General features: G+C 68.2%; 9 protein-coding genes and 3 pseudogenes. 8 read left to right on the forward strand and 4 right to left on the reverse strand.

The window, feature by feature from the left end; all coding sequences use genetic code 11:
- Positions 1-16 precede the first annotated feature (16 nt).
- Positions 17-256 (forward strand): annotated as a pseudogene (locus A5711_RS25985) (MMPL family transporter); the annotation flags it as partial.
- Here A5711_RS25985 and A5711_RS04345 read toward each other — a convergent pair.
- From A5711_RS04345 to A5711_RS04355, 3 genes and pseudogenes are all read right to left on the reverse strand, one after another.
- Positions 247-2,157, reverse strand: a pseudogene (locus A5711_RS04345) (MMPL family transporter); the annotation flags it as partial. The pseudogenes A5711_RS25985 and A5711_RS04345 sit on opposite strands and share 10 nt — an antisense overlap.
- Positions 2,158-2,336: 179 nt before the next feature.
- Positions 2,337-3,209: an SAM-dependent methyltransferase gene (locus tag A5711_RS04350; protein ID WP_067944367.1), complete on the reverse strand. Its 873-nt coding sequence runs from the start codon at positions 3,207-3,209 to the stop codon at positions 2,337-2,339.
- A gap of 5 nt (positions 3,210-3,214) precedes the next feature.
- A complete protein-coding gene (locus A5711_RS04355) occupies positions 3,215-3,577 on the reverse strand; it encodes a DUF3054 domain-containing protein (RefSeq protein WP_197501093.1) in 363 nt (120 codons plus the stop codon).
- A 68-nt stretch (positions 3,578-3,645) separates the two neighbouring features.
- Here A5711_RS04355 and A5711_RS04360 point away from each other — a divergent pair, with 68 nt between their 5' ends.
- The 6 genes from A5711_RS04360 to A5711_RS04385 all read left to right on the forward strand — a co-directional run bounded on the left by A5711_RS04360 (position 3,646) and on the right by A5711_RS04385 (position 10,092).
- The gene (locus A5711_RS04360; protein ID WP_067944369.1) at positions 3,646-4,392 is read left to right on the forward strand and encodes an SDR family NAD(P)-dependent oxidoreductase; all 747 of its coding nucleotides are present in this window, start codon (positions 3,646-3,648) and stop codon (positions 4,390-4,392) included.
- 15 nt (positions 4,393-4,407) lie between these two features.
- Entirely contained in the window at positions 4,408-5,592 is a 1,185-nt protein-coding gene (locus A5711_RS04365; protein ID WP_067944371.1) for an acyl-CoA dehydrogenase family protein, read from the forward strand.
- A gap of 10 nt (positions 5,593-5,602) precedes the next feature.
- Positions 5,603-6,751 carry an acyl-CoA dehydrogenase family protein gene (locus A5711_RS04370; RefSeq protein ID WP_067944373.1) on the forward strand — a complete coding sequence of 383 codons (1,149 nt, stop codon included), beginning with the start codon at positions 5,603-5,605 and terminating at the stop codon, positions 6,749-6,751.
- Positions 6,751-7,413, forward strand: a complete 663-nt coding sequence (locus A5711_RS04375) for a TetR/AcrR family transcriptional regulator (RefSeq protein ID WP_067944376.1) — start codon at positions 6,751-6,753, stop codon at positions 7,411-7,413. Before A5711_RS04370 ends, A5711_RS04375 begins: the two co-directional genes overlap by 1 nt.
- A 4-nt stretch (positions 7,414-7,417) precedes the next feature.
- Positions 7,418-8,029 (forward strand): hypothetical protein, encoded by a 612-nt coding sequence (locus tag A5711_RS04380; RefSeq protein ID WP_067944379.1) that lies wholly within the window; start codon positions 7,418-7,420, stop codon positions 8,027-8,029.
- 683 nt (positions 8,030-8,712) lie between these two features.
- Positions 8,713-10,092 (forward strand): NAD(P)/FAD-dependent oxidoreductase, encoded by a 1,380-nt coding sequence (locus tag A5711_RS04385; RefSeq protein WP_067944381.1) that lies wholly within the window; start codon positions 8,713-8,715, stop codon positions 10,090-10,092.
- Positions 10,093-10,100: 8 nt separating this feature from the next.
- Here A5711_RS04385 and A5711_RS04390 read toward each other — a convergent pair.
- Positions 10,101-11,042, reverse strand: a pseudogene (locus A5711_RS04390) (O-succinylhomoserine sulfhydrylase); the annotation flags it as partial.
- 20 nt (positions 11,043-11,062) lie between these two features.
- Here A5711_RS04390 and A5711_RS25990 point away from each other — a divergent pair.
- Positions 11,063-11,190 (forward strand): PLP-dependent transferase (locus tag A5711_RS25990; RefSeq protein ID WP_369827253.1); only part of this gene is annotated, 128 nt, incomplete at its 3' end.

The following is an 11,190-nucleotide window of genomic DNA, read 5'->3' on the forward strand; positions in this document are numbered from 1 at the left end:
CTGCATCGCGTGGTGAGTGTCCATGGACTATGAGGTGTTCCTGCTGTCCCGCATCCGCGAGTACTGGCTGGCGTCGAACCGCACGCGAGTCGACAACGACGAGAGCATCGCGCTGGGCGTCGCGCGAACGGGCCGGATCATCACGGCGGCAGCGCTGTTGATGTCGATCTCGTTCGCCGCGCTCACTTCCGCGGAGGTTTCGTTCATGCGGATGTTCGGCGTCGGTCTGACTCTCGCCGTGTTGGTCGACGCCAGCCAGTACTCGCGGATGCGGGACAGCAGGAACACCTCATAGTCCATGGACAATCCGAACGCGATGCAGAACATCAACACCGGGATGTTGGCCACCAGCGTGCCGGTTGGGGTGGTGCCCAACGCGCCCAGATGCCCGTCCTGGAAGATCCACACCAGCGCGCCGAATCCCGCCGTCAACGAAAGCATGTTGAGCAGCACCGCTTTGACGGGCAGCACCACGCTGCCGGTGAGCAGGAAAAGCAACACCAGCATGACGCAAGCGACGAAACCGAACAGCAAGGGCAATCGCGACGTAATCGCTTCGACGGAGTCGCGATTCATCTGGGCCATCCCGGCCAGCTCGACTCGGCGGCCATCGGCCAATGGGACCGCATGCAGGCGATCCAACTGCGCGGCGGAGGCCGGCGAATACAGCGGCGCGCTGCTGGCCACCGTCAAATAGGCACTGCCGTCAGCCATTCCGGCGGGTGCCGACGGCGGCCCTGTGCGCTCACCGGCGAGAAAGGTTCCGGTCGGTGCCGACACCGCCGAGACGTCGGGCACGCGTGACAGCCGGGCGGCGTACTCGTCAAGCTCTCGCGTCGTCAGGCCGTCGGCGCGGGGGATGACGACCCGCACCCTGGTCTGCGACTCGGCACCGAAGTCGTGCCGGACCCGGTCGCTCACGGCACGCGCCGACGACGACGCCGGCAGCACCCGATCGTCGGGATAGCCCCATTTGATGCCGAGGAATGGCGCGCCCAACGCGAGCAGGAGGGCGATGATCGCCAGGCCGATCGGGACCGCGTGACGCATGGCCAGCTTGGCCGTCCGGTACCAAAAGGTGTGCTCGATGGTCGCCGGGGGTGCCTGCGGACGGCGAAAGACCTTGCGGCCCAAGTCCCAAACGTTGAGTGCGTCGAGCCGGTCGCCCAGTAACACGATCACCGCAGGTGCGACCACCATCGCGGCCAGGGCCGCGAAAGCCACCACCGCGACGCCGGCGTAGGCGAATGACCTCAGGAAGTACATCGGGAATATCACCAGGGCGGCCAGTGCGAGGGCCACCGTCAGGGCGGAGAACAGCACGGTGCGTCCGGCCGTGGCCATGGTGCGCGGCAGGGCTTCGGCGGGGGGCAGCCCGTCGGCCAGTTCGTCGCGGTAACGGCTGATGATCAGCAACGTGTAGTCGATGCCCAGCGCCAGCGCCAACGCCACCGCCACGTTCACCGCGAAGATGGACACGTCGGCGACCAGCGCGACCGCGCGCAGCACCGCGAGCGAACCCAGGATTGCGAATCCGCCGACGAGGATCGGCAGTGCCGCGGCCAGCAAGCCGCCGAACACCCACACCAGCGCGGCGAAACTCAACGGGATCGCAACGGATTCCATTCGCAGCAGGTCATTTTGGGTCTGCCGGTTGAGCTCTTCGTAGGTGATCGCCATGCCTCCGGCCTGCACGGTCACGCCGTCGCGATAGCGCACCAGCCGGTCCGCGAGCTCCCGGGCATGCTTGGGCGCGCTGCTTTCCCCACCGTTGAGGGCGGCGACAATCAGCGCGGACTTGCCGTCGCCGCTGACCAACCCCGGCTGGGGCGCATCCCACGGCGACGCCACCTGCGCGACGAACGGCGACTGGGCCAGTTGCCGGACGATGTCCACGCCGACCGTCCGGGCGAGTCCTTGGGTGACGCCGCTCTGCGAGCGGACCAGCAGTGTCATCTCCATGTCCCCCTGATGGAACTTCTCAGCCAGAACCGCTGTGGCACGAGCGGATTCGGCCGTCTGGTCGAGAAATCCGCCGCCGGGCAGGGTGGCTGCGGCCGGGATACCGAAGACGGCGGCAAGAACCGCCAGGAACATCGCGCTTGCGATCACGCGTCGCGGAGCGGCGATGGCGATCAGGGCCAGTCGCGATAGCATGCGCAACCTCCGGGATGATTAGCTGTCGATCCCCCCGATCGGTGTGGGTCAAATCCTCTTTCCCCCTTCATCGCGCTTCATAAAGCGGTACGACGTCAGGGCGGATCGGGTTCAATGATTCGGCCGACAAATTTAAGTCAATTAAACGTTAATGACCTTAAATATAGGACGAGCTGTGGTTATGCCCGCGTGGCGGTGAGGTATTCGGGCACGAACTCCGTGTCGCCGGGGCGGTGGCGCCTCCTGACCGGCAGTCCCACCGCGCCCAGCAGCTCGGTGATGCTGCGCTGCACCGTCGCCCAACCGCGGGCGGTCAAATACTCCGGCACGTAATGGTATTGCCCCGGATGGGTCAGGCTGGCCAGGTCGACGTCCACCCCGTTCTGGCGCAAGCCATCCACAAACGACCGCTCCGCCTCCAGCTGCAACGGCGTCCAGATGGGCATGTGGTCGGCGGCGAACCGGCTGCCCGCGGCGCTCATCGCCGTGACGCCCTGCAGCACGTGGTCCTGCACGGCCGGAGTCAGATACCCGATCAGCAGCTGCTCGGCGATCCATACCGCGGGCGCGGTGGCGTCGAAGCCGACCCGCCGCAGGGCGGCCGGCCAATCCTGGTGCAGGGCGACGCCAACGGCCCGCCGGCTCGCCGTCAGTTCGGCGCCCAATTCGCGCAGCGCATCGGATTTGAAGTCGAGCACCTCGGGCCCGTCGATCTCGTAAACGGTTGTCCCCGGCGGCCACCACAGCCGGTACGGCCGGGTGTCCAGGCCCGACGCCAGGATCACCACCTGCCGAAGGCCCGCCCTGCCCGCGTCGGCGACGAACTCGTCGACGAACCGGGTGTGCGCCGCGCAGAAGTCCGGGAACCGCGGCCCGTCGGCGTCATCCGCGCCGAACCGGTCGTCGTCGATCATCCGCACGAAGTGGTCGACCCCGGCGGCCCGCACCAACGGTTCGGCGAACGGATCGTCCAGCGTCCCCTTGTTGGTGGCGATGGCCCGCGCGGCGGCCGCGAATGCCGCGGTCACCGCCACGCCCGTCGTCGCTGCCATGGGCGCTACACGCCGGACCGGCGCCGCAGGGCCAGGCCGGCGACCGCCCGCCAGCCGAGCAACAACAACGCGGTGACCGAGGCCGCCACCACCACGAAACTCGCCGCGACGCCGGCGGAACTGGCCTTGCGCAACACCATGCCGACGACGACGGTGCACAGCCAGACGACCACCCCGGTCGGAGCCACCTCGGTGGGGCGCCGCCAGGCGCGGGATGCCAGCCAACCCGCGACGGTCCCGGTGAGAAACGGCCACGCGGTCGCCGCGACGCCGGCGAGGTCGAGCCCTTCGTCGTGGCTGCGACGCCCGGCGGCGCAGAACACCAGCACACCGATGACATCCATGGCCAGCCACAGGAGCCGTCGCATGCAGCGAGAGTACCGGGCGCAACGCCGGGCTTGACCCTGCCGCCAGGCTGAACCTAGGTTCGTCGGCAATGAACGCACATTCACAAGGCCGCCTGGCCGTGGTGACCGGCGCCGGTTCGGGCATCGGCAAGGCGATCGCGCTGGCGTTCGCCGCACAGGGCGACCGGGTGATCGCCGCCGACCTCGACGAGGCCGCCGGCGCGGCCACCGCTCGGGAGCACCCCGGTCTGATCACCGCGCTGCCGGTGGACGTCGCCGACCCGGCCCAGGTCGATGCCCTGCGGGACGCGACGCACGGCGATGCCGGCGTGCCCGACATCGTCGTCAACGCCGCGGGATGGGATCGCACCGATCAATTCCTCAATGCCACACCGGAATTCGCCGCCAAGGTGGTGGCGATCAACTACCTGGGGCCGGTGCACATCTGCGCCGCGTTCCTGCCGGGAATGATCGAGACACACGCCGGCGGGCGCGTCGTCAACGTCGCCAGCGACGCGGGCCGGGTGGGAAGCGCCGGGGAATCCATCTACGCCGGCGCCAAGGGCGGGGTGATCGCGCTGACGAAGTCGCTGGCCCGGGAGATGGCCCGCCATCAGATCACGGTCAACTGCGTGTGCCCGGGCCCGACCGACACGCCGCTGTTCCACGCCCAGCCCGAGAAGCTGAAAGAAGCGCTGGTCAAAGCCATTCCGTTTCGCCGCCTGGCACGACCCGAGGAGGTCGCCGCGGCCGTGCAGTTCTTCGCGTCGCCCGCGGCGTCGTTCATCACCGGACAGGTGATCAGCGTCAGCGGTGGCCTGACGATGGCCGGTTAGTGGCAGGGTGGGTTCATGACTAACAAGAAGCCGCCGGCCTTCGACCGCGACGATCCGCTGGGCCTGGACGCCTCGCTGTCCGACGACGAGCTCGCGGTGCGCGCCACCGTCAGGGAGTTCTGTGCCGAGCACGTCCTGCCCTACGTCGCGGAGTGGTTCGAGATCGGCGACCTGCCGGTGCGCGAACTCGCCAAAGGATTCGGCCAGCTCGGCCTGCTGGGGATGCACCTGGAGGGGTACGGGTGCGGCGGGGCCTCCGCGGTGCACTACGGCCTGGCGTGCGTGGAGCTCGAGGCCGCCGACTCCGGACTGCGGTCGATGGTCTCCGTGCAGGGATCGCTGGCGATGTTCGCGATCTGGAACTTCGGGTCCGAGGAGCAAAAGCAGGAGTGGCTGCCCGGTATGGCGACCGGCGAACTGCTGGGGTGTTTCGGGCTGACCGAACCCGATGTGGGATCCGATCCCGCCGCGATGAAAACCCGTGCGCGACGCGACGGTTCCGATTGGGTCCTCAACGGCCGGAAGCTGTGGATCACCAACGGCTCGGTCGCCGACGTCGCGGTCGTGTGGGCCGCCACCGACGAGGGGATCCGCGGCTTCCTGGTGCCCACCAGGACACCGGGATTCACCGCCAACACCATCCACCACAAGCTGTCGCTGCGGGCCTCGATCACCAGCGAGCTGGTGCTCGACGACGTGCGGGTGCCCGCCGAGGCGATGCTGCCCGAGGCGAAGGGCCTGCGGGGGCCGCTGTCCTGTCTGTCCGAGGCGCGCTACGGAATCATCTGGGGTGCCATGGGCGCGGCGCGGTCGGCCTGGCAGGCCGCGCTCGACTACGCCACCCAGCGCACCCAGTTCGGGCGCCCGATCGCCGGATTCCAGTTGACCCAGGCAAAGCTCGTCGACATGGCGGTCGAGTTGCACAAGGGCCAGCTGCTCTCGCTGCAACTGGGCCGCCTCAAGGACAGCGTCGGGCTGCGTCCCGAGCAGGTCAGCTTCGGCAAGCTGAACAACACCCGGGAGGCCATCAAGATCTGCCGGACGGCTCGAACCATCCTGGGCGGCAACGGCATATCGCTCGAGTACCCGGTCATCCGGCACATGGTCAACCTGGAGTCGGTGCTCACCTACGAAGGCACCCCCGAGATGCATCAGCTCGTCCTGGGCCAGGCGTTCACCGGTAGCGACGCCTTCCGGTAACGGGGAAGACATGGCCGCACGGCTGGAGTACGCCGAAGAGCACCGGCAGTTCCGGGCGCTCGTCCGCGAGTTCGTGCAGCGGGTGGTGGTCCCGGCGCACGAGCGGGCCGAAACCCGCGGGCAGTGGGACCGCTCGCTGTTCCTCGAGGCGGGAAAGCTTGGGCTGCTCGGCTTTTCGGTGCCCGAGCAGCTCGGCGGCCCGGGGGTCAACGACTTTCGCTACAACGCGATCGTCATCGACGAACTGCAGCGGGCCGGCGCGGCGGCAGAGGCCATCGCGTTCACGCTGCAAAACGACGTGGTACTGCCCTATCTCACCGAGCTGACCACGCCCGAGCAACGACGGCGGTGGCTGCCCGGCGTGGTGACCGGCGAGACGGTGCTGGGCATCGCCATGACCGAACCCGGCACCGGCAGCGACCTCGCCGGGATCCGCACCGCGGCGGTCCGGGACGGCGACCACTACGTCGTCAACGGCGCCAAGACGTTCATCTCCAACGGCCAATGCGGCGACCTGTTCGTCGTCGCGGTGCGGACGTCACCCGATCGGCACAAAGGCCTGTCGCTGCTGGTGGTGGACGCCGACACCCCGGGCTTCTCCCGGGGCCGCAACCTGGACAAGATCGGCCTGCACGCCCAGGACACCAGCGAGCTGACGTTCACCGACATGCGGGTGCCGCTCGCCAATCTGCTCGGGGAAGAGGGCGCCGGCTTCTACCAACTGATGCAGAACCTGCCCCAGGAGCGCCTTGCGCTGGGGGTGGGGGCGGTGGCCGCCGCCGAGGCCATCCTGGGCGAGACGCTGGAGTACGTGCGCGGACGCCGGGCGTTCGGCACGCCGATCGCCGGCTTCCAGCACAGCCAATTCGTTCTCGCCGAGGTGGCGACCGAAATCGACGTCGCCCGAACCTATCTCGACGACTGCCTGGCCCAGCACCTCGCCGGCGAGCTGACCGCGGCGCGGGCCGCCCGGCTGAAATGGTGGACCACCGACCTGCAGGTGCGAACCGCCGACCGCTGCCTGCAGCTGCACGGCGGCTACGGCTACATGCGCGAGTACGCCGTGGCGCGCGCGTTCGTCGACGCCCGCATCCAGACGATCTACGGCGGGACCAACGAGATCATGAAGACGATCGTCGCCAAGGACCTGGGCATCTGATGGCCGTTGACTATGGCGCCCTGCCCGTCGAGGAGGCCGTCCGCGCGGCCCGGGCCGGCGCGCGGCGCCGCCAGGTGCTCGACGCCGCGGTCAAGGTGATGGGAAGGCACGGATTCCACCAGATGTCCATGCAGGATCTGGCCGCCGAGGCCAAGGTCAGCGTCGGCCTCATCTACACCTACTTCGGCGGCAAGGAGGACCTGCTGCTGGCCACGATCGTGCGGATCCTCGACGTGTTCCGCGACCAGCTGGCGCCCGTGATGGCCGCCGCCGGCGACGACGTCGTCGACCAACTGGCCGCAGGCATCGGCCGCTACATCCAGATCGTGGACGAGAACCTCGACGGCGTGGTGCTGACCTATCGGGAGAGCCGGACACTGGCGCCGGCCGACCGGGCCAGGATCAAGGAACTCGAAATCGCTACCGCGGCACCCCTGCGCGCGGTCATCGAGGCCGGTATCGCCGCGGGCGTCTTCCGCGATGTCGACGTCGACGTCACCGTGTTCGACATCATGCTGCTCGCCCACGGCTGGGCGCTCAAGCACTGGCATTTCGGCCCGGCCTACACCCGCGACGAGTACATCCGGCTGCAGACCCGCCACCTGCTGCACGCATTGGTGCGCGACGACCGTCGCGCCGACTACGGACACGTGCTGGAATGAAGCCATGAGACTCACCGCGCTCCGTAACATGGCCGCCGCGTTCGCGCTGGGCGCCGTCGTCGTGGCGCCGGCCGCCGGCGCCGACCCCACCGTCGCGCTGCCCCCGATGACATCCAGCGGCGGTGGCCCGATCATCGGTGGCGGCACCAATGCCGGGATCGCGCAGCAGCTGTTCAGCTTCGGCACTCCCAACGTGCAGGAGGCCGACGGCTCGGACGCGGCGCAATTCATCACGGCCGCCGCCGCGAGCGCCAATCCCCAACTGGCCGCTCCCTTCTCGCTGATGCGCCGGGCGCTGGCATGCCAGACCAACAACGCCGGGTTCGGGGCGCGCGCCTACCGGCGCAGCGATGGGCAATGGGGTGGCGCGATGGTGGTCGCGGCCAAGAGCGCGACGCCCAACATGGACGGGCTGTCGGCCTGCGCCAAGACGAATTGGCGCAGGGCCACGGCCGGCGCGCAGAACTCGCTCTGCAACAGCGGCTGGAGCACGCCCAACACCTTCGAGAGCCGCCGCGGCGAGACTTATTACGTCCTGCTCGCCGGCACCTCCGACGACTTCTGCACCGCGGTCAACGGCAAGTTCAAGGACAACTCCAACGGGTGGCCGTTCTAGCCGCAACCCCGAAATGGGCTGCGCGAGTGGCTGTTCCGGATGTGGGCAGCGCCGAAGGGGCGCGCCTGCATCCATTGCGGCCGGCCGACCCCGGCCAGACTAAGGGTAGGATTACCATTCTCGAATATCTCCGCGGCCACCATTGATCCGCCGGAAACTTCCATCCGATTGAATTCAATACATGTCACGCGGACACGCAACTTCCGGCGATGAGTTCGGCGCGCCGGTTTTCGAAATCCACTGTGGCAACGGAAAAGACGCCGTAGACTCCCGCCATCGGGTAATCGGGCGATCGGGCAAACAAGGGAAATTTCCATCCATGAACGGGGTTGGTGTTATGTCACGATTGACCGGCAAGATCATTCTCGCAGCGATGCTCGGATTCACCGTCTGCGCGGCTTCGGCTTGTACGACGCCGATAACAATCGATTGCGGTCCGTCCCTGACCTGCCAGTAACAGCAGGCCATATCCGCGACTTCGGCAAGGGATCGTCCACCCCCCAGGGCGGGCGATCCCTTGCCGTACCGCTGCGTTCACCCGGATTGTCCTGTGCGACAGCCGGATCTGCGGGCGCCCGTGCCGATCTGCGCCTCGCCGTGACGCCCGAGGTGTCCTAGTCGTACGGTGGACATGCGTTGCAAACAGCATGCGACCAGAACGACGAGGCCAATAAGGGGTAAGCATGTCGCGTCATCGCGTCGTCATCATCGGAAGCGGATTCGGCGGTTTGAACGCGGCCAAGGCCCTGAAGCGGGCCGACGTGGACGTCACGTTGATCTCGAGGACGACTACCCACCTTTTCCAGCCGCTGCTGTACCAGGTGGCCACCGGCATCCTGTCCGAGGGCGACATCGCCCCGACCACCCGGCTGATCCTGCGCCGACAGAAAAACGTCCGGGTGCTGTGGGGCGAGGTCAGCGGCATCGACCTGACCGCGAAAACCGTGACATCGCACCTGATGGGCATGCAGACGGTGACGCCCTTCGACAGCCTGATCGTGGCCGCCGGCGCGCAGCAGTCCTATTTCGGCCACGACGAGTACGCCGCCTTCGCGCCCGGCATGAAGAGCGTCGACGACGCCCTCGAGCTGCGGGCCCGCATCCTCGGCGCGTTCGAGGCCGCCGAGGTCGCCACCGACCCGGACGAGCGGCAACGCCGCCTGACGTTCGTAGTGGTCGGCGCCGGGCCGACCGGAGTCGAGCTGGCCGGTGAGATAGTCCAGCTCGCCGAGCGCACCCTGGCCGGGGCCTTCCGGACGATCACCCCCAGCGAATGCCGGGTCATCCTGCTCGACGCGGCGCCCGCGGTATTGCCGCCGATGGGTGAGAAGCTGGGCCTCAAGGCGCAACGCCGGCTGCAGAAGATGGACGTCGAGATCCAGCTCAACGCGATGGTGACCGCGGTCGACTACATGGGCATCACCGTCAAAGACGCCGACGGCAGCGAGCGCCGCATCGAATGCGCGTGCAAGGTGTGGGCCGCGGGCGTGCAGGCCAGCGGTCTGGGCAAAATGGTCGCCGAACAGTCCGACGGCACCGAGACGGACCGCGCCGGACGGGTCATCGTCGAACCCGACCTCACCGTCAAGGGGCACCCGTACGTGTTCGTCATCGGCGACCTGATGTCGGTCCCCGGCGTACCGGGCATGGCCCAGGGCGCGATCCAGGGCGCGAAATACGTCACCAATCTGATCAAGCAGGCGGTGAAGGGCCACGACGATCCGGCCAACCGCAAGCCGTTCAAGTACTTCGACAAGGGCAGCATGGCCCTGATCTCCCGGTACAGCGCCGTCGCGAAGGTCGGCAAGCTCGAGTTCGGCGGCTTCATCGCCTGGCTGGCCTGGCTGCTGCTGCACCTGTTGTATCTGGTCGGCTTCCGCAACCGCATCGCCGCCATGTTCTCCTGGGGCATCTCCTTCCTGGGCCGCACCCGCGGCCAGATGGCCATCACCAGCCAGATGATGTACGCCCGGCCGGTGGTGGACTGGGTGGAGCGGCAGGCCCAAGAGGGGACGCTGGCGGCGGCCGAACGCATCGAGGCCGCCGAGAAACAGGCCGGCTAGCTCTTCGGCTAGCTCAGAGCCTGGTCGATGTCGGCGATCAGGTCGTCGGTGCCCTCCAGCCCGACCGAGATCCGGACCACGCCGTCGCCGAGGCCGATGGCGGCGCGGCCCTCCGGGCCCATCGCCCGGTGGGTGGTGGTGGCGGGGTGTGTGACAAGGGATTTGGCGTCGCCCAGGTTGTTGGAGATGTCGATCAGCCGCAACTTGTCCAGCACCTCGAAGGCCCGTTGCTTGGCCTTGTCGTCGGGGCAGTCGAGGGCGAAGGTGATCACCGTGCCGCCGCCGGACATCTGCCGCTTGGCCAGCTCGTATTGCGGGTGCGACGGCAGATACGGGTAGCGGACCCAGCTCACCGCGGGATGGGTCTCCAGGAATTCCGCGATCCGGTGCGCCGAGGAGTTGCTGTGCTCGACCCGGATCGCCAGCGTCTCAAGGCCTTTCACCAACACCCAGGCGTTGAACGCGCTCAGCGCCGGTCCGGTGTGCCGCATCAGCTTCTGCACCGGGCCGTCGATGTACTCCTTGTCGCCGAGGATGGCGCCGCCCAGCACCCGGCCCTGACCGTCGATGTGCTTGGTGCCCGAGTACACCACCACGTCGACCCCGAGGGGAATGCCCTGCTGCAGCAGCGGGGTGGCAAAGACGTTGTCCAACACCACCTTTGCGCCTGCGGCGTGGGCGAGCTCGACCACCGCGGCGATGTCCACCAGCGACTGCATCGGGTTCGACGGCGTCTCGAAGAACACCGCCGCGGTGGGCACGGACAGCGCCTCCTCCCACTGCGCGAGGTCGTCGCCGTCCACGAAGACGGTCTCGACGCCCCAGCGCGGCAGGATCTCGTTGCACACCACGAAGCACGACCCGAACAGGCTGCGCGCCGCGACCAGCCGGTCCCCGGCGGCCAGCAGCGCGCCCAGCGCAGTGAACACCGCCGCCATTCCGCTCGCGGTACGGGAACCCGACCGTGACGATGTTCGAGGAGCGGTTGCGCCTGATCGAGGGCGCCCCCGCGGCGTTCGCCACCGCGAGCGGAATGGCGGCGGTGTTCACTGCGCTGGGCGCGCTGCTGGCCGCCGGGGACCGGCTGGTCGCGGCGCG

The organism is Mycobacterium sp. E2238 (genome assembly GCF_001672665.1).
Lineage (GTDB): Bacteria > Actinomycetota > Actinomycetes > Mycobacteriales > Mycobacteriaceae > Mycobacterium.